This is a genomic window from Weeksella sp. HMSC059D05 (assembly GCF_001809725.1).
GTDB classification, from domain to species: Bacteria; Bacteroidota; Bacteroidia; order Flavobacteriales; family Weeksellaceae; genus Weeksella; species Weeksella virosa.
Window position 1 is genome coordinate 313,398 of record NZ_KV798524.1, and the last position, 23,226, is coordinate 336,623.

Annotated in this window: 19 protein-coding genes; 12 read left to right on the forward strand and 7 right to left on the reverse strand. The window is 35.8% G+C overall.

Annotated elements, in window-relative coordinates; genetic code table 11:
- Window positions 1-202: 202 nt before the first annotated feature.
- Window positions 203-793: an HdeD family acid-resistance protein gene (locus tag HMPREF2660_RS04110; RefSeq protein ID WP_070485708.1), complete on the forward strand. Its 591-nt coding sequence runs from the start codon at window positions 203-205 to the stop codon at window positions 791-793.
- A gap of 128 nt (window positions 794-921) precedes the next feature.
- Here HMPREF2660_RS04110 and HMPREF2660_RS04115 read toward each other — a convergent pair whose 3' ends face one another.
- The 4 genes from HMPREF2660_RS04115 to HMPREF2660_RS04130 form a co-directional block, all read right to left on the reverse strand.
- Window positions 922-1,839, reverse strand: a complete 918-nt coding sequence (locus HMPREF2660_RS04115; protein ID WP_013598268.1) for an SPFH domain-containing protein — start codon at window positions 1,837-1,839, stop codon at window positions 922-924.
- A 46-nt stretch (window positions 1,840-1,885) separates the two neighbouring features.
- A complete protein-coding gene (locus HMPREF2660_RS04120) occupies window positions 1,886-2,212 on the reverse strand; it encodes a DUF59 domain-containing protein (protein WP_013598269.1) in 327 nt (108 codons plus the stop codon).
- Window positions 2,213-2,518: 306 nt separating this feature from the next.
- Entirely contained in the window at window positions 2,519-3,733 is a 1,215-nt protein-coding gene (locus tag HMPREF2660_RS04125; RefSeq protein WP_070485711.1) for a hypothetical protein, read from the reverse strand.
- A 26-nt stretch (window positions 3,734-3,759) separates the two neighbouring features.
- Window positions 3,760-6,516, reverse strand: a complete 2,757-nt coding sequence (locus HMPREF2660_RS04130; RefSeq protein WP_070485713.1) for a TonB-dependent receptor — start codon at window positions 6,514-6,516, stop codon at window positions 3,760-3,762.
- A gap of 198 nt (window positions 6,517-6,714) precedes the next feature.
- Here HMPREF2660_RS04130 and HMPREF2660_RS04135 point away from each other — a divergent pair, with 198 nt between their 5' ends.
- Window positions 6,715-7,392, forward strand: a complete 678-nt coding sequence (locus HMPREF2660_RS04135) for a response regulator transcription factor (RefSeq protein ID WP_013598272.1) — start codon at window positions 6,715-6,717, stop codon at window positions 7,390-7,392.
- A complete protein-coding gene (locus HMPREF2660_RS04140; protein ID WP_083299057.1) occupies window positions 7,392-8,423 on the forward strand; it encodes a sensor histidine kinase in 1,032 nt (343 codons plus the stop codon). Before HMPREF2660_RS04135 ends, HMPREF2660_RS04140 begins: the two co-directional genes overlap by 1 nt.
- Here HMPREF2660_RS04140 and HMPREF2660_RS04145 read toward each other — a convergent pair.
- Window positions 8,405-8,818, reverse strand: coding sequence for a hypothetical protein (locus tag HMPREF2660_RS04145; protein WP_013598274.1), 414 nt, complete (start codon window positions 8,816-8,818; stop codon window positions 8,405-8,407). The two genes, HMPREF2660_RS04140 and HMPREF2660_RS04145, sit on opposite strands and share 19 nt — an antisense overlap.
- Window positions 8,819-8,912: 94 nt before the next feature.
- Here HMPREF2660_RS04145 and leuS point away from each other — a divergent pair, with 94 nt between their 5' ends.
- The 7 genes from leuS to HMPREF2660_RS04180 all read left to right on the forward strand — a co-directional run bounded on the left by leuS (window position 8,913) and on the right by HMPREF2660_RS04180 (window position 18,016).
- Window positions 8,913-11,768 (forward strand): leucine--tRNA ligase, encoded by a 2,856-nt coding sequence (gene leuS / locus HMPREF2660_RS04150; RefSeq protein WP_070485714.1) that lies wholly within the window; start codon window positions 8,913-8,915, stop codon window positions 11,766-11,768.
- 92 nt (window positions 11,769-11,860) lie between these two features.
- Window positions 11,861-13,093: a polysaccharide deacetylase family protein gene (locus HMPREF2660_RS04155; protein WP_070485715.1), complete on the forward strand. Its 1,233-nt coding sequence runs from the start codon at window positions 11,861-11,863 to the stop codon at window positions 13,091-13,093.
- Window positions 13,071-13,931: a hypothetical protein gene (locus tag HMPREF2660_RS04160; RefSeq protein WP_141743543.1), complete on the forward strand. Its 861-nt coding sequence runs from the start codon at window positions 13,071-13,073 to the stop codon at window positions 13,929-13,931. Before HMPREF2660_RS04155 ends, HMPREF2660_RS04160 begins: the two co-directional genes overlap by 23 nt.
- On the forward strand, window positions 13,925-14,968 hold the full coding sequence (locus HMPREF2660_RS04165) for a GNAT family N-acetyltransferase (protein ID WP_141743544.1): 1,044 nt from the start codon (window positions 13,925-13,927) through the stop codon (window positions 14,966-14,968). Before HMPREF2660_RS04160 ends, HMPREF2660_RS04165 begins: the two co-directional genes overlap by 7 nt.
- A gap of 3 nt (window positions 14,969-14,971) precedes the next feature.
- On the forward strand, window positions 14,972-15,838 hold the full coding sequence (locus HMPREF2660_RS04170) for a polysaccharide deacetylase family protein (protein WP_070485721.1): 867 nt from the start codon (window positions 14,972-14,974) through the stop codon (window positions 15,836-15,838).
- Window positions 15,816-17,054: a hypothetical protein gene (locus HMPREF2660_RS04175; protein ID WP_070485722.1), complete on the forward strand. Its 1,239-nt coding sequence runs from the start codon at window positions 15,816-15,818 to the stop codon at window positions 17,052-17,054. The genes HMPREF2660_RS04170 and HMPREF2660_RS04175 overlap by 23 nt, the downstream gene beginning before the upstream one ends.
- Window positions 17,055-17,065: 11 nt before the next feature.
- Entirely contained in the window at window positions 17,066-18,016 is a 951-nt protein-coding gene (locus HMPREF2660_RS04180) for a hypothetical protein (protein WP_013598281.1), read from the forward strand.
- Window positions 18,017-18,063: 47 nt separating this feature from the next.
- Here the strand turns inward: HMPREF2660_RS04180 and HMPREF2660_RS04185 are convergent, their stop codons facing one another.
- Both HMPREF2660_RS04185 and HMPREF2660_RS04190 read right to left on the reverse strand, forming a co-directional pair.
- Window positions 18,064-18,954 (reverse strand): 3-hydroxyacyl-CoA dehydrogenase family protein, encoded by an 891-nt coding sequence (locus tag HMPREF2660_RS04185; RefSeq protein ID WP_013598282.1) that lies wholly within the window; start codon window positions 18,952-18,954, stop codon window positions 18,064-18,066.
- Window positions 18,955-18,969: 15 nt separating this feature from the next.
- A complete protein-coding gene (locus HMPREF2660_RS04190) occupies window positions 18,970-19,974 on the reverse strand; it encodes a Gfo/Idh/MocA family protein (RefSeq protein ID WP_070485723.1) in 1,005 nt (334 codons plus the stop codon).
- 71 nt (window positions 19,975-20,045) lie between these two features.
- Here HMPREF2660_RS04190 and HMPREF2660_RS04195 point away from each other — a divergent pair, with 71 nt between their 5' ends.
- A complete protein-coding gene (locus HMPREF2660_RS04195; protein WP_013598284.1) occupies window positions 20,046-20,693 on the forward strand; it encodes a protein-L-isoaspartate(D-aspartate) O-methyltransferase in 648 nt (215 codons plus the stop codon).
- A gap of 285 nt (window positions 20,694-20,978) precedes the next feature.
- Window positions 20,979-23,195, forward strand: coding sequence for an NADP-dependent isocitrate dehydrogenase (locus tag HMPREF2660_RS04200; RefSeq protein WP_070485725.1), 2,217 nt, complete (start codon window positions 20,979-20,981; stop codon window positions 23,193-23,195).
- Window positions 23,196-23,226: the final 31 nt, after the last annotated feature.

Here is a 23,226-nt window from a genome sequence, read left to right on the forward strand (position 1 = left end):
TAATACTTCTTATTTTGTAATGACTATAATTATTGCTACATTGCTACTAAAATACATTATCTTTTCTGATATTGCTTTGTTGAGTATCGTTTTTTGAGTAATTTGAGGTAGTTTTTTTGGCAGTTTATTTGTTTTATTGCATGAAAATGCAAAACATAACCCCAAAAAGTATAGTAAACCTAGTAATTTCAAAATAGTATAAATGGAAAATAATTTTTTAAATTCAATGCGGTCTACCGTAAAAAAATGGTGGGTTCCATTAATCGCAGGTATTTTATTCATCGTTATCGGAATTTGGTGTTTTGTCAATCCTCTGATGTCCTATGCGGCTTTAGCAACTTTTTTTAGTGTAACTTTTCTTGTTTCGGGAATTTTCGAGTCGTTTTTTGCATTCTCGAACCGAAATGAAATGGTCAATTGGGGATGGAGTTTAGCCTTTGGCTTACTTTCTGTTTTTGTTGGGCTAGTCCTTCTAAGTAACCCAATCTTTAGTTTAGAAGTTCTTGCTTTCTATGTTGGGTTTTTAGTGATTTTTCGTTCTGTATCTGGAATAGGTTATTCTATCGACCTGAAAAATTACGGAGTAAAAAATTGGGGATTTGCCCTTTTCTTTGCTCTTATTGGTTTAGTTTTAGGAATCGTTTTGTTGGTTAATCCTATATTGGCTGGTTACGCAGCAGTAGTTTGGTTTGGATTATCTTTGATTGCAACCGGTATTTTTAGTACTACGATTAGTTATTTTCTTCGTTTGGTAAAAAAGAAATATGAACAATATAAGCAAATAGATAATTAAGATAGCCTATCATTAGGTTTTACCAATTTATCACTACAATAAGTTGATACTAAAAAAACCGATTCGTGCGAATCGGTTTTTTGTGTCTTGATACTTTTTATTTTTTTTAAAATACTTCCTACTTATTGTTAAGGTGATTGGGTAGAAGGTGTGTCTTTGCTTAGTTCATTTGCTGCTGTAAAAGAAGTCACCATTGTATTGAGCATTTCACTGGCTGCAGTTGGTGAGTTGGGCAGAAGAACTAGTTTGCTTCCTGATTTTTCGCCTATTGCTTGTAGCGTATCATAATGTTGGGTAACCACGATAAGTGCAGAAGCTTCTTGTGAAGTAATCCCAACTCCATTGAGTACATCAACTGATTCTAATAGTCCTCGCGCAATCTCTCTTCGTTGATCAGCAATTCCTTGTCCTTGCAAACGTTTTGATTCTGCTTCTGCTTTGGCTTTTTCTACAATCAGAATTCGCTGGGCATCTCCTTCGTATTGTGCTGCTATTTTTTCGCGTTCGGCAGCGTTAATTCTGTTCATGGCATGTTTCACCTGCTCATCAGGATCGATATCGGTTACCAATGTTTTGATAATTACGTAACCATATGAATTCATAGCCTCTTGTAATTCACTTTTTACGGCAATCGCAATATCGTCTTTTTTCTCGAAAACGTCATCTAAGCGAAGTTTTGGTACTTCTGCACGAACAACGTCAAAGACAAAAGACGTAATTTGGGTGTATGGATTGTCTAGTTTATAGAATGCATCATACACTTGTTTACTAATTACTTGGTATTGTACCGAAATTTTTAGTCGAACAAATACATCGTCTTTGGTTTTGGTTTCTACTACGACATCAAGTTGTTGTATTTTAAGGGAAATGCGTCCTGCGATTTTGTCGACAAATGGGATTTTGAATTGTAAACCAGAATTTCGGATACTTTCGAATTTCCCAAAACGTTCGATAATTACAGCTGTTTGTTGTTTGACGGTGAAAATACCTAAGCCTATAATTACTAATATAATTATAAGAATAAAATAAAAGGTAATAGAGTCCATAGTTAGTTTTTTTATGATAACAAGTATACTAAAAAAATCAATAAAATTAAAGCATTCCGAGCTCGAATTTAGCTTCGTCGCTCATCATATCACGATCCCATGGCGGATCGAATGTGATTTCTACATAGCATTTGCTAACCGGCTCTAATTCTTCTACGGCTCTTTCCACTTCTGCAGGTAAAGATTCTGCAACAGGGCAGTTTGGCGAGGTTAGCGTCATGAGAACTTTTACTTCGCCATCTTCGTTTATATGTGCATCGTAAATAAGGCCAAGCTCGTAAATATCAACCGGAATTTCTGGGTCATATATCGTTTTGAAGACGGATACAAGCTCATCTCCCATAGAATTTATTTGTTCTTGTGTAAGTGCCATATTTAATTAAAAAATTTATCGGTTACAAAGGTACAAAATAATGTTTGAATAGACTATTTCTAAATAGTTGCCCTGAAAAATTCTTCTATTCTACGTTGTTAATCTGATCAAACGAATTGCCTATCATAATAATGGGATATTTTTGGTGTGTAGTAACTTCTCTTCTTCTTTCTTTTAGAGTAATATAAAAACATTATCAGAAAAATATATAACAAAAAAATCGCCCGCTGGATTGCTCCGAGACAGGCGACCTTATTAAACACAGTTTAATTTTTAGAGGAAAAAAGAGCGATTAAAGGAACTGGATTATAATCCGATTGTCCATCCTTGTGCCCAAGCTGGTGTATTTACTCCGTTTCCAGCTCCAGTTGCGTTTTCGTTTTCGGTATATACATTAGAAACATCAACCGCTTCATTGTTAGAGTTTTTACCAGTAGATTTTTTTGTAACGTTAATAAACTTCACGTTAGTAGCTTTTAATTTTGTTCCTACTGAAGCAAGTGTTTCATCGTGTTGTACATCAAAACCAACTTCCCAGTTGCTCAATACCAAGTTGTCGATGATTCCTTGAGTACCTACGCGTAATTTTAGTGCTTGGAATTCTTTTTCGTTACTTTCTTTTCCTGCACCGATTAGGGTTACGTTTTTCAGGTTAGGAGCAGAGGTTGGTGTAGCAGAAGGATTGCTCGAGTTGTTGTCGGCTTCGATTCCGCGATTACCTGCATTGGTTTTTTTACCGTACCAGTTTTCACCATTTCCGTTCCATCCTTCTGTCCAGTCGAACATATCATCACCAACATTCTCTGGGTTAGAGTTTACTACAACCAAGTTGCTGGCGTCAACGGTTCCTCCGAACCACTCGAATCCGTCATCAGAACTTTCGTACACTTGTACGTTTTTCACTTTTGTACCTTTACCAACACCGAAGAAAGAAAGTCCGTTGAATTCTTTTTCTTTGTTGTATGCAAAACCTGCGTATTCTATACGTAAATATTCGATAGAACCTGAGTTGTCGTTTACATCGGTTCCACCATATGGTAATTCTCCACCAACTTCTGTTGTTGCAGTTGTTCCTTTATTGATAGGTGCTTTACCTGCTAGAACTAAACCTCCCCAGCTTCCTGCAGTTTTGTTTACTGCTGTCATTACAACTGGTTTTGATGCTGTTCCTTCTACAAATATTTTACCACCTTGTGCTACAGAAATATAGCGAACTTCTTCGTATGCTGTAGAAGATGAAGGAGCGGTTGCTTCGATGATAACCCCAGGTTTTATTCTTAATGAAGCCCCGTTTTGTACGATCAACTTCCCGGTTAATTTATAAGTTCCTGATTCTAGAACAACTTCACCTTTTTTGATTTCACCTTTCAGGTCGTTACGATTAACAACAAAGTCTGATGAGTTGTCTGGTTCTGGAATTACGGTTGTATTATCATCATCACTAGAACATGAGATAGTCGTTGTAGAAACTGCTCCTGTTAATAGAGCTAAGGTTAATAATTTTAAAACTGATTTTTTCATTTTATTAGTTATTAAAGTTTATTTTTTTAGAAATTATAGTTTATAGACAAACCTAAGTTTGCACCGCTTTTATACGAAACTACTGTGATGTCTTCTTTGGCATTTTCTTGTACTCGTTTGAAAGTCTGGTTCAAGATATTTTTTGCGCTGAAGTTAATTCCGATATTATGATTGAGTTTGGTGCGTAATATAAAATCAAGTGTACCGAAGCCTTTGTCGACCAAATTCCCCATTTGTTCATTGTTTAGGGCGTAAATTCTATCCGAATAATAGGCATAAGCTACCGTAGCTAACACTTGTCCGCCGTTGTTCCATTTTTTCAGATAAGAAATATCGGCGTTCAAAAGTAGATCAGATGCACCTGCTAAGCTGGCTTTCGGAGTGGTAAGATTTAAATTATATACGCCATTGGTTTCGCGATAAACTTTGTCCTTATCGATTTCTTGATTTGTTTTCATGTAACTCGCGTTGAGGCCTGCCGATAAAGTATTTCCTCCATCCATCCCAAAATCAAAAAGATTTTTTCTCAATTCTACTTCTGCTCCAACTACATATCCAAAATCTCCATTGATCCAAGAAATATCATTGGTAGAAGAGGCAATAACTACTTCGTTGATCGGGTCTTTGATGTATTTTCCGAATGCAGAAACCGAAATCAATTCGCCTTTATTCGGGAATATTTCCCACTTCAGGTCTACATTATAGTTTTGTGATGGGTATAAGTATGGATTACCGTATTTGGTTTGCGTCACATCTTCGTACAAAAACAAGGCTCTTTCTTTGAATTGTGGGAGCGTGTAGGTTTTGCTCGCAGCAAACCGTAGATTTTGGCGATCATTCAACATGTACTTCAATATGATACTTGGCAAGAAGTAATTCTTTGCTAGTTCATTGGTTTTTTCAGAGGCATCGAGCTGTGTGCGCCAATCGATTTTTTGTAAAATATTCTCGTAGCGAACACCAATCAAAGCACTCAAACGATCTGTAAAATTATATTCTAATGTTGCGTATGCTGCATGCGAATCTTGCTCACCGTTATAGGTTTGTGGAGCCAAAGTTCCGCTATAAGTTGAGGTAGAAAAATATCCGTTATCAAAGTTTGTTTGGTTAAAGAATGCATCTAAATTATTCGGGTCTACTGGGTTTGCCAATTGAGATGAGATTATTCTGAAGTTGAATTGTCTTGCTTCGAAATCTCTACGAACAATCTTTCCATTGTATCCAACTCGAACAAAGCCTTTTGCCAATCCATCGGCCGACTCGTTCAGGCGATACGTCATACCAATGTTTCCTACATAGCTATCCTCGTTTAGTTTATGGAAATAGCGATGATTATCGGTCGTGGTTACTTGTACCAAGTGGTAATTTTTGGTTTCTTTGTCGTAGCGCATTGTGTTTTGCGTACGATCTGGTAAATCGCTTTCTACTTTGTTGTAGCCTAAGGCCCAATCGAGCTCTATGCGTTCGCTAAGCTTATTGTTGCCTAAAAGTTGATTCACCATTAATTTATTTTGGATATAGGTGTTGCGTTGAATCAAACCATTATCATCTTCTGCCAAGTCGCGAATAAAACCATAATACAAATCTCTAGACTGCTCAGAAGAGTTGATGTACAGGAAGTTGTATTTTAGGGTATGATGTTGATTGATTTTATAATTCGCATTAAACATTCCCGTTGTGTTGGTTTTGTAAGAATATTTTTTGTGCGGATTGAATGATTTTAGTCGTGCTCCCAAGCCAGTAGAAGCGTTTACTGTTTGGTCTAATCCTTCGCGGTAATCATAGTCGCTATCAAACTCGGCAGTAGCAAAAATCCCTAATCTTCCTTCGTGTCCGATGCGGAAAGATTTCCCTGCTGTTAAGCCAAAATTAGGGCCGATTGTAGGCGATTTGGTAGGGTTTAATTTCGTTTGGAATTGGTAAGAATTCAACGGGTCATTTGGTAATTTTATGTTAGAAAAACCTGTTTTTTTCGGTCCGTTCTGTAACATAAAGTCGGATTTTCCCACTGCATTCGTGTTGAAGTTGCTTCCTAACGAAACCTGAAACATTCCTTTGTCGGTATAATTTTTAGAAACAATGTCTACGCCTGCACCCGAGAAATCGCCCAAGACTTTTGGCGAATAGACTTTGTCTACTGAAAGATACTCAATGATATCGGTGTTGAAAAAACTCAAATCAATATTCTTGTACTCTGGATCGTTCGATGGCAAAGGCAAGGTGTTTAAAGTGGTCGAAATGTAGCGATCGCCCAAACCACGTACATAGATAGAGTTGGTTCCTTCTAGCTTAGATACACCTGCAACTTTGGTTAAAGCTGATGCGGCATCGCTCACCCCTTTTCGATCTAATTCTTGCGTACCAATATTGGTGACAATATTTACAGATTTGCGCTGTATGTTGAGTAATTCGGCTTCGCTCGATCGATTGCGTGTTGCAGTAATCGTAGTCCCTTTCAGGTCGATATTTTGGTTTTCGATATTTTCTTTGGTCAAAACAAAATTGATGTCCCTTACATCTTGCCCAAGAATTGTTACGGTCTGGTATACCGATTTATATCCAAAATATTGCACCTCTAGTTCGTGATTACCTTCGGGTAAAACAATGCTATACTCTCCGTTCTCGTTGGTATAGAATGTTTCGTCTAATGAAGGAACATAAATTTCTGCTCCTGCTAGAGGATGATTTTCTTGATCATGAATTTTTCCTGTGATTGTCTTCTCTGTTTGGGCAAATACCCCAGATGCTACAAGAAGAAATAAGGCAGTTGTTATGCGTTTCATTGTGTGTTTAATAATTGACTTTGCAAATTTGCAGGGAAGTTTCCATAATAATTTTTATAGAAAGTAAAGCTTTTGTTAGTGAAACGTTATGAAAGTTTTGTAATTTTAAATCATTGTTAAGTTTATGAAATTCATATTTATATAGTTTTATTACCTTAATTTTACGAGCGTTTTACGAAACCGTTAATTCTCTTTATTATGAAACATTATAAGATTTTACTGGTAGACGATGAGCCAGATATTTTAGAGTTTGTTACCTACAATTTAGAAAAAGAAGGTTTCGAGGTAGAGACCGCAACAAATGGATTAGAGGGGATAAAAAAAGCAAAAGTTTTCAAACCTCATCTTATTCTTATGGATGTAATGATGCCTCAAATGGACGGTGTAGAAGCTTGTGGTGAGTTGAGAAAGCTAGATGCTTTCAAGGATACACTGATTGTGTTCTTATCGGCTCGTGGCGAAGATTTCTCTCAATTAGCTGCGTATGATGCTGGTGCAAATGACTATATCGTGAAACCGATCAAACCAAAAATATTGGTAAGTAAATTGAAAGCTTTACTAAAAATAAAACAACAAGATGAAGAAGTAGCGGATATAATTCGGCTAAAAGACTTTACGATCAATCGAGAAACATACAAAGTTACTTTCAAAGGAGAAGATTTTACTTTGCCTAGAAAAGAATTCGAACTTATTGCTTTGTTGGGCTCAAATCCCGAGAGAGTTTTCAAACGAGAAGAAATCCTTGATAAAGTTTGGGGTAATGAAGTAGTAGTTGGCGGTAGAACTATTGATGTACATGTGCGTAAATTAAGAGAAAAATTCGGGAATGATCGCTTTTCAACCATTAAAGGTATTGGGTATAAAATGAATGATTAATGGCCAAATCCCTTAAAAAGATGCATAGTTTTGGGTGGGGTTTTTTTGCTACACTAATTGTCTATGCACTTATGTTTGTTTTGTATTATGTTTGGTTCCAGAATTTTGCTGTTTTATATCAATACAAAGCTTTTCTTTTCGTTACATTTTTGGTTAGTACTTTGATACTGACAATTATTATTCATTTCAATAATAAACGACAAAGGCGAACAGATTTGCGTCAGTTTTCGTCTATTCTACCTGTTTTGGATGGCGAAGAAACTTTGGATTTTGAAGATATCTCGCAGAAATTTACAACCATTACAGAAGATCAAACCAAAGAAATCGATATCCTAATCGAACGAGAAAATTACCGAAGAGAGTTTTTAGGAAATATATCACACGAGCTGAAAACACCGCTATTTTCGGTACAAGGCTATTTGTTGACGTTGATAGAAGGAGGAGTAGAAGATGAAAAAATTAGAGATAAATACCTCAATAGGATTAATAAGTCGGTAGATCGATTGATTTTTTTGGTAAAAGATTTAGATATGATCACCGAGCTCGAACGAGAAAAAATAAAACTTCATCAAACAACCTTCAACCTTACTGCACTAGTACAAGAATCTATAGACTTGCTAGAGATAAAAGCAGTAAATAAGAATATCGATTTGTATATAAAGCAACCAGTGAATCCTAACTTGCGTGTAAAAGGAGATTTAGAAAAAATACAGCAAGTACTGATCAATCTTATAGCAAATGCAATCAATTATTCGGATGAAGGTACCAAAGTTAGTATACAATTAGAAAGACAAGAAGACAAAGTGAAAGTCGCAGTAAAAGACGAAGGTGTTGGCATCAAAGAGTCGGATATAGAGCGTATTTTCGAGCGTTTTTATCGGGTAGAAAAAAGTAGAAGTAGAAACAATGGTGGCTCGGGCTTAGGCTTAGCAATCGTAAAACATATTCTCGAAGCTCATCAACAAAAAATAACCGTAAAAAGTAAACCTGGGCAAGGTTCGGTATTTAGTTTTTACTTAGAAGCGGTATAATAATCGTATACAAACTTCAGATGTCTTTTGTTTTTATAGACATGAATTGTGTCGTTGTAGCGGCTTTTCCATAACGTATAAGGCGTACTTAGATTGAGTAACGAGCCTTTTTTGTTTTCACCATAGAAAAGCTCTTTGTACAAGATGCTATCCTCTTTTATGTATTGATTATCATTAGGATATTCGATTAAAAAGAACTCATCTCTCACATAAATAGGATCTTTTATTCGAACCATTGAATCGCTTTCTCGATCCCAATTAATGACAATTGGGTTGATTTCAATCTCATAATTCACAAAAATACGGGTATGGTTCACAATGTATCGAACTGTAATCAGGATGAAAACTAAAATAAATCCTACCGAAAACCAATAAAAAATCTTTCTTTTCAACATCTGTAAACTGAGCACTTAGTTTGGTTTCAAATATCGTTTTTTTAAGTTTTATTTGCTCTATAAATACTGTATTTTTGCTAAAATTAAAATAATTATGCAATACAATCCTTCAGAAATAGAACCAAAATGGCAGCAGTACTGGTTTGATCACAAAACATTTCAGGCAAAGAATCAGTCGGATAAGACTAAATATTATGTTTTGGATATGTTTCCTTACCCTTCCGGAGCAGGTTTGCATGTTGGTCATCCATTAGGGTATATTGCGTCTGATATTTATGCACGCTACAAACGACTAAAAGGCTATAATGTTCTTCACCCGATGGGCTACGATTCGTTCGGTTTACCAGCCGAGCAATACGCTATACAAACAGGTCAACATCCAGCAATCACAACAATTGTAAATATAGAAGGTGGAGTAGATAAACAAGGAAACACCATTCCTGGGTACGATAAACAGCTGAAGCGTTTGGGGCTTGGGTATGATTGGGATCGAGAAATTAGAACCTCTAATCCCAATTTTTATAAATGGACACAATGGATATTTAATCAGCTTTTTGATAGTTATTACAATCTTTCTACCAATAAAGCAGAATCTATTTGCCGTCTAATCAATGAGTTTTCTACAAATGGTAACACCCAAATAAATGCAGTTTGTGATGAAGATACGCCACAGTTTTCTGCCGAAGACTGGAAAAACTACACAGAAAAACAACAGCAAGAAATACTCCTAAAATACCGTCTAACCTTTTTGGCAGAAGCCGAAGTCAATTGGTGTCCAGATTTAGGAACTGTGTTGGCAAATGATGAGGTAATCAATGGTTTATCTGAAAGAGGAGGTTTCCCAGTTATCAGAAAAAAAATGACCCAATGGATGATGAGAATCACGGCGTATGCAGATCGCTTATTGACCGATTTGGATACCATCGATTGGCCAGAACCTATCAAAGAAGCTCAGCGTAATTGGATAGGAAAATCAAAGGGAGCCTCTGTGCTTTTTTCGATAGAAGGAAACGAAGAACAAATAGAAGTTTTTACTACTCGCCCTGATACTATTTTCGGTGTGAGTTATGTAACACTTGCGCCAGAACATCCATTGGTACAAAAAATTACCACTTCGGATAATAGAAAAAAAGTAGAGGAATATGTAGAACAAACCACAAAACGATCAGAGAGAGAACGTTTATCAGATGTTAAGCACATTAGCGGTGAATTTACAGGTGCATATGCTATTCATCCTATTACTCAAGAAAAATTGCCTATTTGGATAGGGGATTATGTGTTGGCATCTTACGGGACAGGGGCTGTAATGGCCGTGCCGGCAGGGGATGATCGTGATTACGCTTTTGCAAAACATTTCGATTTGCCAATTCGTCCAATTTTCGAAAATCATGACCTACAAGAAGCTGCTTTTACAGAGAAAGGAAACTTCAAACTAATCAACTCAGATTTTTTAGATGGATTAGACTATCCACAAGCTATAGAAAAAATTGTTCATTTTCTAGAGGATAAGAATATCGGAAAAGGAAAAACAAATTTCCGTTTGAGGGATGCAGTTTTTTCACGTCAACGCTATTGGGGAGAACCAGTACCAGCTTATTTCAAAGATGGTGTTCCGTACACTATACCAACCGAAGCTTTACCCGTCATCCTACCAGAAGTTGATGAATATTTACCAACCAAAGAAGGAGAGCCACCATTAGGGCGTGCAACCAAATGGGCGTTTGATACGCTGAACAAAGAAGTGGTCGAAAACCACTTGATAGATAATAAAACAATTTTCCCAATAGAACTGAATACGATGCCTGGTTGGGCAGGTTCTTCGTGGTATTGGATGCGGTATATGGATCCCGATAACGAAAATGAGTTTGTGAGCAAAGATGCGGTAGAGTATTGGCAAAATGTAGATCTGTATATCGGTGGATCCGAGCATGCAACAGGCCATTTATTGTATTCACGTTTTTGGCAAAAATTTATGTTCGATAAAGGATGGGCACCAACCCAAGAATATGCAATGAAGTTGATCAATCAAGGTATGATTTTAGGGGTTAGTGCTTTTGTATATCGCATTCAAGGCAGTAACACTTTTGTCTCATATTCTCTGAAAGATCAATACCAAGTAACACCTATTCATGTTGATGTAAGCTTACTGAAAGATGGTACAGATGAGTTGGATATAGAAAAATTCTGTACATGGCGAGAAGAGTATCAGGACGCCGAATTTATCTTAGAAGAAGAGAAATACATTACAGGACGAGAAGTAGAGAAAATGTCGAAATCGAAGTTTAACGTGCTAAACCCAGATATAATATGTGAGCAGTATGGAGCCGATTCTCTTCGTTTGTACGAAATGTTTTTAGGACCACTTGAACAATCGAAACCTTGGAACACACAAGGGATCTCGGGAGTACACTCTTTTCTGAAAAAGTTTTGGCGTTTGTACCATTCGGGAGAAAATGATTCTTTTTATGTTTCAGAGGATGAACCAACCAAAGAAGAATACAAAATTCTGCATCAAGCCATAAAAAAAGTTGACGAAGATGTTAACAGTTTTTCGTTTAACACATCGGTTTCTACATTTATGATTACTGTGAACGAATTAGGAAAATTAAAAACCAATAAAAGAGCAATTCTAGAACCTTTGGCAATAATTTTATCGCCATATGCACCCCATATAGCCGAAGAATTGTGGCACAAACTAGGGTATACTTCGTCAATTGCACATGCAGATTTCCCGATTTTCGATGAAAAATGGTTGATTGCAGATAGCAAAGAATATCCTGTTTCTTTCAATGGTAAAATGAAATTTTTGCTCGAGCTTCCTTTGAGTTTGAGTAAGGATGAAATCCAAGAAATAGTGATGAAAGATGCACGCACCCAAAAACAATTGGGAGATCGAACCCCGAAAAAGATCATCATTGTGCCTGGAAAAATAATCAATATTGTAGGATAATTTACTAGTTTATCAGCCATAAAACGCCGAGTTTTGCTTGGCGTTTTTTCTTTCCTAAAAAAGGTTTATTTTTACACATAAAACCCTATGTTTTGTACGATAAACTCTGTATTTATACCGAAAAATTAAGTCCAAGAATCGAGTATGTATTCGATTTCTTCAACCAAACTTTTTTAGGATTAGAACTAGTTTTCGTACATCAAAAAGAAGAGTTTTTACAAGCCGAAGCTTATAAAATTAATTTTTCTGAACATACTTTTTCTGAGCTATTTCAGTTGAAAAAAGATAGTTTCCTGCTAGACAATCACATCGATTCTGCAGTAAAATTCTCTGATTTGCATGAGATAGGAAAAGTCTTTTATTGCCTTTCTAGATACGAAGAATATTTGTTACTCCATGATAGGTTGGATGAGCATCAAAGGTTTTTAGGTTCTGAAGTAGATTATTCTAAACCAATTGTTGATCAAATATTATTAAAAATACTAGAAGATTTAATGGCATTTTATCCAAGTATTCGCCCGATTGAAAAATCTTTTGTGCAAATCAATACCCACGATGTAGATTTTGCTTGGAAATATAAAAACCACTCCTTAGCCAAACAAATAAAAACCTTTTTGAGGGGTTGTTTTTATGGGGATTTTAGATCGATAAAAGAACAGTTCTTCGTACTGAATAATTTGCAAAAAGATCCCTACGATCAGTTCGATTACCTAAGAGAAATAGCCGAAAAATATGAGCATGATTCTATCTTTTTTTGGCTGTTGGGTGATACTTCAACCTATGATCATAATCTAAGTTGGCAAAATTTAGCACATCAAAAATTGATTAAACAACAAGCAAGTTGGGCAAAAATAGGGATACATCCATCTTATTTATCCAACCGAAATCCAGAAAAAATAAAAGAGGAAATTCAACGATTATCGATTGTTTTGAATCGGAAAATAATTTGTTCTCGACAACATTTCATCAAATTACATTTGCCCCAAACCTATAAGAACTTGCTCCAATACGAAGTGGAAGAGGACTATACAATGGGTTTTGCTCATAGGGTGGGATTTCGCGCAGGCACTGCACAACCATTTTTTTGGTTCGATTTATCGACGAATTCTATCACAACCCTCAAAATATTTCCGTTTATTGCAATGGATGTGACCCTGAGAAATTACATGAAACTTTCACCAGTAGAGGCTTGTCAATTATTATTGGAGTATAGAGAAAAAGTGAAGACGGTGAATGGGTATTTTATAACATTATTTCATCAGTCGAATTTTACCAATGAATGGGAAAAATGGCGAGAAGTTTATGAGCGAATTCAATATGATTAAACAAATAAATAGGAAAAATTTAGACCAAGAAAAGTATACAAAATGTTTGCGAAAAAGTGTAAATTATCGTGTGTATGCAGAAATTTGGTACCTGGATTTATTGGTGAATAAACGATGGGACTGTTTGGTTTATGGTGATTATCAGGCTGTTATGCCACTGCCTTTTATTAGGTTGTTGGGTATGAAGTTTGTATCTCAGCCAACTTACTGCCAGCAATTAGGTGTTTTCCATTCTGACAATTTTCCTATAGAAGTTTTTCAAAGGATTTATCGAAAATTAGAAAAAAAGCGGGTAAAAAGTTATCATTTCAATGAAGAGAACACTTTTCTTTTTTCTCCGCAAGGAGAAAAAAGAATTAATCATATTTTACTCGTCAATAATCGAGAATATGATAAGAAAACCAAGAAAAATGTACGCTCTTTTATCAATAAAAAAGTAGAATTGCGCTGGAATTCTGTTGAGATAGATGAACTAATCAACTTTAAACAAAAAAATAGTCAACATGCTGTAGATATACAACAGCTTTTTCGTGTATTAACGATATTGCAAGAAAAGAAAAAAGCAACAATTATTACAGCGCATTCCGAAGGAGAATTGGTTGGCTTTTCTGTATTTATCGATAGTGGGCAACGCGGAATTTATGTCAATGCTTCTGTAAATAATCAAGGGAAGAAAATGGCTGTTCCGACAGGGATTTTAGATGCATATATCCAAGAAAATCCAATGAAAATCCTAGACTTCGAAGGATCGAATATTCCCAGTATTGCTCATTTTTTCGAGGGTTTTGGTGCTCAAAAAAAATATTATACCTGCTATAAAAACAATCGACTTTGGTAACAATACACACACTGAAAAAGAAGGATTTGTTAGAGTTCTATAATTCAGATTTTTATAGAAAATTAATGCATGTACCCTTCACGCCGTTTCGTTTATGGTCTTATTTAGAAAACCCGTTTTCTGTACAAGAAGATTTTGTGTTGTACTTTATAGTTGTTGATAATCAGATTGTTAGTTATAGAATTGTCTTGCATGATTTGGTTTATTTTACCGAAAAAATAATTTGGTCTAGTGGAAATTGGACACATCCAGATTACCGAAGAAAAGGTTTTTCTGAGCTGTTGTTGAACAAAATAGAAAAAGATTATCCGCATCAATTAATGGTGTTAACACGAACGCCAGGTTCGGCGAAATTGTATCAAAATAGAGAGAAATATTACTTTATTCACGATATAAAATCAACTGAATTGTATCTGAGTTTTAGTTTTTTAGAAAAGAAATTTCCTACGAAAATAAGTAAAGTCCTTAATTGGTTTTATCATTTTATTACGCCTACAATAAATGAAAAATTTACTTTTCGGCAATCGAGTTTAGATCAAAAAACCGAAGCATTTTTACAAGAAAAATCAAAAAACGAATTATTTCCGTTGTCGACAAAAAAGCTGCAATGGATTTTTCAATTTCCTTGGCTATCTACAAATCCTAGTGATGAAATTCATCAAAAATTCGACTTTAGTTTTATCGATCCTACCTTTCATTTAGCAGCTTTCGAATTACGTGAAAATGACGAACTAACTGCTTTTGTAGTACGAGCTATTCGGCAAAAAACATACTTTTTGCACTATATTTATTACAATTCTGATGAGCAAGCAAATGAAATTGTGGACAACATCATCGCCGAAATTGAAAAAGAAAAACTACATTCGGTGGTGATTCGCAATCCATTAATTGAGTTTCTTCTTACAAGAAAATTAAGAGTAATCCTAAAAAGACCGTATAAAAATTTTCTTTTTATCGATCAAAAATTAATAGAAAAACATCCCGACTTGTTACATAGAAATAGGCAACATGGGATCGGAGAAATTATTTTTACATAGAAAATGTGGCATAAAAAATCGATATTCCCTTTTTATCACACGGTATCTGATCAAGATTTACCTTATATCCGGCATTTGTATCCGTTGAAAAACATAGATCAATTTCAGCGAGAATTAGACTATTTTCAGCAACATTACACGTCGATTTCTTTACAAGAATTAATCGAATCTAAAAATTCACAAGAAGGAGTAAAGGAGAATTGTTTTCATTTAAGTTTCGATGATGGGCTAAAAGAATGTCATACCCATATTGCTCCGATTCTGAAGGAGAGAGGCTTGCATGCTACTTTTTTTATTAATCCTAATTTTATCGATAATCAAGCAGTTTTTTATCGGTACAAAGTTGCTTTACTGTTAGAGAAAAACCCTTCAGAAATTCAACGCAAAAAGCTTTTGAAGCTACAAATTCATGATGAGCCTTTGATTGATTCTTTGATTGAGCAATATAAAATTTCCTTGTCAGATTGGGATATTTATATGAATATGAGTGATCTACAAGATTTGCTAGACGATGGATTTTCTCTGGGTGGGCATTCGATGAATCATCCTTTTTATCAGTTTCTAAACTTAGAAGAACAGTTGAGTGAAAGCACAGAAAGCGTAGATTATATTCAACAAAAATTCGGGTTGGATTATCGAGTGTTCTCTTTTCCTTTTACCGATTATGGTGTTAAGCAAGACTTCTTCGAGATTTTTGATGCGCAATTAACCTTTGGTACAGCAGGCATAAAAGACGATAGTGTTGCAACGAATATTCAACGTTTACCAATGGATAATTGTCTCGGAAATCCAAGTTATTTTGTGTTGAAAAATGTAGTATCTTACTGGATCAAAAAATCTATACATCGTGAAACTGTTCAGCATTTCTAATTGTTTATCCAAAAAATATAGGCTTTTACCATTTTTTCTTGGTTTGCTAACCTCTTGTACAACAACACATTATGGTTTGTCTTATTCGAAAGAAAATCAATCACCTCTAGAAAATCCTACCAAAACAACCTTTTCTTCTAATGTATCCACCATAGAGAATTTTGTGATTACGGATGATTTGCAACCGATAAACATTCGTGTCAATGTCATTATATTAGAACGCGAAGACGGTTCGGGAAATTTTAACCTAAAAAATCAAGAAGAGCGTCAAGTTCTAGAAGATTATTTGCAACAAGCAAATCAAAGTTGGGGAAATCTCAGGCAACCAAATGATTTAACCGGCTGCTACACAGGAACCGATTATTATAAGGATAGCAAGATTAGATTTGTGTTTAATTATATCGAAATAAAAGACTCTTATTATTGGAATTATAAAAACTCTGGCTCCGATTTAGAGTCTAAAAAACCAGTGTTAAGAAATTTTTCGCCAAGCAATAATTGGTACATGAAACCTTTGGATAGTAAGATAACAAATGACCCAAAAATCCCCAAAGGTATTAACCTATATCTTACCCTAGATGGAGATATTTTTGATGAAGTTGTAAAGAAAAAAGCGATTAATTATAAGGGGAATACAATGGCTGCGTCTGAGTTTCCGACTGTAAACAATCTGCAGAGAAGCTCACAAATCCATTTGCCGAACCGTTACCTAAAATATCTTTTGCACCGCTACCAAGCACCTCTGCAAAGCAACACAACCTGGGAGGAAACAAAACTATGGCACACGCAAGGAGATGGGAAAGGTTTTGCACACGAGTTGGGGCATAGTCTTGGTTTGGGGCACGGAAATAGTTATCATTCTCCGAATGCATGTCCATTCAGTCTGATGTCGCAAAGAGGAAATGATCCACGAGATTATTTGCAGCCAACCGAAATCATCAAAGCGCACGATTTTTTACGCCGATCAAACTTGATACAATTCGTGACCGAAGACTCTTTTTTGGGCAATACATTTATTATTGAAAAAAATACAATATGGGATAAAACTCAACGTTTCTATTCCAACATTCATGTCAATGATGAAGTAGTTCTCACTATTTCGGCCAAGACGATTGTGGCTCCTCAAACCAAAATTTCTTTAGGAAAAAATGCAAAAATCGTTTTCGAAGGACAGGGGAAAATTATAGACGCGAATGGAAAAGAAAGAAAATTATAAGATTATCTCGTATGATTAATAAGAAAAAAAAGTTTGCAGTAGGATTATTTTTTCTGAGCTCGTTTTGTATGCTTCATGCACAAATGCAATCGAAACAAACCCCTAAACAAGCTTTGTCTATTACAGATTTTGGCCTAATCGGAAAGGTAAAAGAAATACAAACAAAGTCTATAGAAGCCATAAGTAAGCGTGCTGCAACAGGTTTTTTTAGTAATGAATATTATAATCAAACAATACATCGATTCGATTACAATGGTCTGCTCCTATACAAAACAAATTTCTTAGAATACGGTAATCGATTAGGGATCTATTCAGAAGAAAATTATCATTATAATCAATCAAATCAATTAGCAGAATACCAGAAAATAATTCTCAATAATGGCGAAGACCCACGAAGAGTAGAGGAGCAAAAAAAATATTATTACCAAAACGGGCAACTAGTCCAAGAAGATTTTGTTTATCAAAGCAAATCCAACCAAATTCGTTATCAGACTTTGTATACTCACGACAAAAATGTACAGAAAATTGTCGACAAAATAGAAGGAATAAAAAACTCCGAGACAGTACTATTATACAATGAAAACCAGAATCTAGTGAAAACTGAAACAATCTATTTCAATGGAGAAAAAGGCTTGGTCGAATATTTTATTTATGATAACTCTAGCAATCCGATTGCGGTAGAAAGAATCGGGAAAAATCTACACGCATTTGGGTTTGAAGATAAAGAAAGACGCAAAGAAACTCGACGCTTTTATGATGCTAATTGGCAATTAGAACGCGAAGAAGTGTATAATAATAATGAATTAATAGCATTGAAAAAAGCAGAGAAAGAAGGTCAATCGTTTTTGAATATTTATACTTTCGATTATCAATACGATTCGCATGGGAATTGGGTGAAATGTGAAGTTTTTAGAGATGCACGTCCGTGGCAAATCATCGAGCGTACAATAGCTTATTATTAAAATACATAAAAAAAACCTGATTCTCGAATCAGGTTTTTTTTATGTGATTATTTGGAGAATTGTGCAGCTATTTTTTCTGCCTTTTTCGATTCTGAGTAATCGTAGAAACCTTCTCCAGATTTTACTCCTTTTTTGCCAGCTACCACCATGTTTACCAATAATGGACAAGGAGCATATTTAGGGTTTTTGAAACCATCGTAGAGAACATTTAAGATAGATAAACAAACGTCAAGACCAATGAAATCTGCCAATTGTAGCGGTCCCATTGGGTGAGCCATTCCAAGTTTCATCACCTCATCAATTTCTCGTACACCAGCTACACCTTCGTACAATGAATAAATCGCTTCGTTGATCATTGGCATCAAGATTCTGTTGGCAATAAAACCAGGATAGTCGTTGACTTCTACCGGTATTTTCCCAAGCTTATCAGACAATGTCATGATGGCTTTTGTTACATCATCGCATGTTTCGTATCCACGAATGATTTCTACCAATTTCATTACAGGAACTGGATTCATAAAATGCATACCGATTACTTGTTTCGGGCGTTTAGTAACCGAAGCAATTTTGGTAATCGAGATAGACGAAGTGTTGGTTGCAAGGATCGCTTTTTCGGGCGCAGCTTCATCCAACTGTTGAAATATTTTTAGTTTCAGATCCAAATTCTCGGTTGCAGCTTCCACAACCAATTCTACCTCTTTTACAGCTTCAGAAATGTCGGTAAAGGTTGTGATGTTGCTTAAGGTTTGTTGTTTATCGGCTTCAGAAATTTTCTCACGCGCAATCATTCTATCAAGATTGGTTTCGATTGTTTTCAATCCGCGATCAAGGTTTTCTTGCGATATATCGACCAAATGAACAGAGAAGCCAGATTGTGCAAAAACGTGTGCAATCCCATTTCCCATTGTTCCCGCTCCAATTACGGTAATGTTTTTCATGATGTTTTTATTTTATTATTCTTTTATAATGGTTTGATTTTTAATCGATTCTTGAGATTTTTCAAAATAATCAATAATTTCCAGAGCAACTTTCAGGGCATTACGACCGTCTTGTAAACTAACCTTGATAGGCGCTCCGTTTTCGATCGAATTTGCAAAACTTTCCAACTCATCCAATATAGCATTATTTGCTTCTATTTTCGGATGCTCGAAGCTAATTTCTCGTCGATCTCCTTTATCGTTTTCCCAAATCATAGCATATTCACTAGGGTTTTCGGGTGCTTTGTGCATTTTAATAATTTCGGTTTTCTTGTTCAGAAAGTCAATAGAAATATATGCATTTCGTTGAAAAACACGCATTTTACGCATGTTTTTTAAAGACATTCGGCTTGTTGAGATGTTGACCACACAACCATTTACGAACTCGATTCGGGCATTAGCAATATCGGGTGTATTGCTGATCACAGAAACGCCTGAGGAATGAATAGATTTGATTTCCGATTTTACAATCGACAGGATGATATCCAAATCATGAATCATCAAATCCAATACCACAGGAACATCTGTTCCGCGCGGATTGAATTCTGCTAAGCGGTGTGTTTCGATGAACAAAGGTTCGTTGATATAAGGAAAAGCAGCTATATAAGCAGGATTGAAACGTTCAACATGGCCTACTTGCGCTTTGAGTCCTTTTTCTTTTACCATTTTCAGCAATTCATCGGCTTCTTCTAACGTATGGGTTACCGGTTTTTCTATAAAGATATGTTTGTTTTTTTCGAGTGCTTTTTTGGCAACTTCATAATGCGAAAGCGTTGGTGTAACGATGTCTACCACATCCACTGCATCCATCAAATCATCCATCGACCCGAAATAACGATAGCCAAACTCTTCGCTAACACTCTTCCCGTTTTCTACACAACTATCATAAAAGCCAACCAATTGGTAGTGGCTAGATTGATTGAGTAATTTTAGGTGGATTTTTCCCAAATGGCCAGCGCCAATTACTCCTACTTTTAACATAAAAAAATATTTGCGTTAAAATTAATGAGTTTTTAGTACTTTTTATTGCAATTTTGCAAAAAATAAGGAACATGCCAGTAGATGAATTTAAGCACAAAGGAAAACGAAAACAGCTGATGGAGTTGTTGTATCGTAAAGGAATTGAAGATGAAAAGGTTCTGAAAGCGATGAATAATATCCCTAGACATCTTTTTATAGATAGTGCTTTCGAAGAGTTTGCTTACCGCGACGAAGCCTTCCCGATTGCCTCTGGGCAGACTATCTCTCACCCTTATACGGTTGCTTTTCAGACTTCGCTGTTGCATGTGCACGAAGGCGAAAAAGTGTTAGAAATTGGTACAGGTAGTGGATACCAAACAGCAGTTTTGGTAGAATTAGGTGCCGAAGTTTTTTCGATAGAAAGACAAAAAGAGTTGTATGATTTCTCTAGACTTATTCTTAATAAAATAAATAAAAAACCACGATACCAAACATTTGGTGACGGATATAAAGGTCTACCTGCATTTGCCCCGTTCGATAAAATAATCGTAACGGCTGGTGCACCTTATTTACCAGAAGAATTACTGAAACAGCTGAAATTAGGTGGAATTATGGTGATCCCAATCGGAAAAGAAAATCAGAAAATGTATACATATCTTCGGTTGGATGATCATAATTTTGAGGTATTAGAATTTGGTGATTATCAATTTGTTCCGATGCTGGAGAATACCAAAAAATAAGAGAGAATATTTACTATTATAAAAACTTCGTCCCGCATTTCGAGACGAAGTTTTTAATGAAGAAAGATAGGTACGTAAGTGAACAGAGTTTTTCTAACACAATATCCAATAAAAATATTGGATAAGGAAAGGTGTTTTTCGCTAATTTATATCATAAAGAAACTTAAAATCTTATTAATATCCCTTATAAAACTTTATATTTGTATGTTTCTTGTTGATACAAGAAAGAATTAAGAAAAATATGTTTCATATGACTTGTTGAAAGTCGTAAAATCTTAAATAAGAATGTCGAAATCAAAAATTTTTTACACCCTTACGGATGAAGCACCGATGTTAGCTACACACTCTTTTTTACCGATTGTGAAAGCCTTTACGAAATCTGCTGATGTCGAAATTGCTGTGCCAGATATTTCATTAGCTGGGCGAATTTTAGCCAACTTTTCATCCTATCTAAAAGATGACCAGAAAGTAGCCGATGCATTGATCGAGTTGGGTGAATTGGCCACAAAACCAGAAGCCAATATCATCAAATTACCAAATATTTCTGCTTCTATACCTCAGTTAGAGGGAGCTATTGCAGAATTACAGGCCAAAGGGTATGCAGTGCCAAATTATCCGGCGGAACCTAAAAATGAAGAGGAAAAAGCGATTAAAGCACAATATGCAAAAGTTTTAGGAAGTGCTGTAAATCCTGTATTGCGTGAAGGAAACTCTGACCGTCGTGCACCAAAAGCAGTGAAAAATTATGCCAAAGCAAATCCTCACCGCATGGGCGATTGGACAAAAGATAGCCAAACAGATGTAGCGCATATGGATCATGGTGATTTTTACGGGACCGAAACTTCTACCACCATAGAAAATGCAACGAAATTTCGTATTGTTTTTAAAAGCATAGATGGAAAAGAAGAAGTCCTGAAGGATTTTGCTCCTTTGCAAGCCGGAGAAGTAATCGATTCATCTGTGATGAATATTAATGCACTGAAAGAATTTGTAAAAAGTGCAATTGGCGAAGCCGAGAAAAGAAATGTTTTGCTTTCTGCTCACTTGAAAGCGACAATGATGAAAATCTCTGACCCAATAATTTTTGGAGCAATTGTAGAAACCTATTTTTCTGATGTTTTTGCAAAATATGCAGAAACTTTCAAGTCATTGGATATCAGTCCGAACAACGGATTGGCCGGACTTTTCGAGAAAATCAAAGGTAATCCTCAAGAAGAAGAAATCAAAGCAGATATTGCTAAAACAATCGAGCATGGACCACGTTTGGCAATGGTAAATTCAGATAAAGGAATTACCAATTTTCATGTTCCATCAGATGTGATTGTTGATGCATCTATGGCCGCCTTGGTTCGCGGAGGTGGAAAAATGTGGAACAAAGATGGAAACGAAGAAGACACCATTGCGATTATTCCTGATCGTTCGTACGCAGGTTTCTATCAGTCGGTGATTGATGATATGAAAGCGAACGGAAAATTAGATCCTACGACAATGGGTTCTGTCCCGAATGTTGGTTTGATGGCTCAAAAAGCTGAAGAATACGGATCGCACGATAAAACTTTCCAAGCACAAGCAAATGGTACAATCGAAGTTCAGTCAGAAGACGGAGCAGTTCTTTTATCACAAAAAGTAGAAAAAGGTGATATCTTCAGAATGTGTCAAACCAAAGATGCACCAATACAAGACTGGGTAAAATTAGCGGTTAACCGCTCTCGCTTATCAGAAACACCCGCTATTTTCTGGTTAGATAAAGAACGTGCACACGATAGAGAAATCATCAAAAAAGTAGAAAAATACTTAGGAGACCATGATACAAAAGGTTTGGATATTCGCATTATGGATGTAAAAGATGCCATGACCGAAACCTTGAAGCGTGCGCGCGAAGGAAAAGATACTATTTCTGTTTCTGGAAATGTTTTACGTGATTATCTCACAGATCTTTTCCCAATCTTAGAATTAGGTACATCTGCAAAAATGTTATCAATCGTTCCGTTAATGAACGGTGGTGGACTTTTCGAAACCGGAGCAGGAGGTTCAGCCCCAAAACACGTACAACAATTCGTAGAAGAAGGCTATTTACGTTGGGACTCTTTAGGAGAATTTTTAGCGCTTCAAGCTTCATTAGAACATTTGGCACAAACCCAAAATAATCCGAAGGCACAAATCTTGGCAGATGCTCTAGATCAGGCAAATGCAGAGTTTTTATCAACCAATAAATCACCAGGTAGAAAACTAGGAACTATCGATAACCGTGGTTCTCATTTCTATTTAGCAATGTATTGGGCAGAAGCTTTAGCAGAGCAAACCAAAGACGAAGAGTTGGCTAAATTGTTTGCACCAATTGCTGCAAAAATGAAAGAACAAGAAGACAAAATCAATGAAGAATTGATTGGTGCACAAGGTAAACCACAAGATATTGGTGGATATTACAAAACCGATTTCTCGAAAACCGATGCTGCAATGCGCCCTTCGGCAACACTGAACGAAATCATTCAATCTATCTAAAAACTTTGTTAGACTTTTTTGATAATATAGA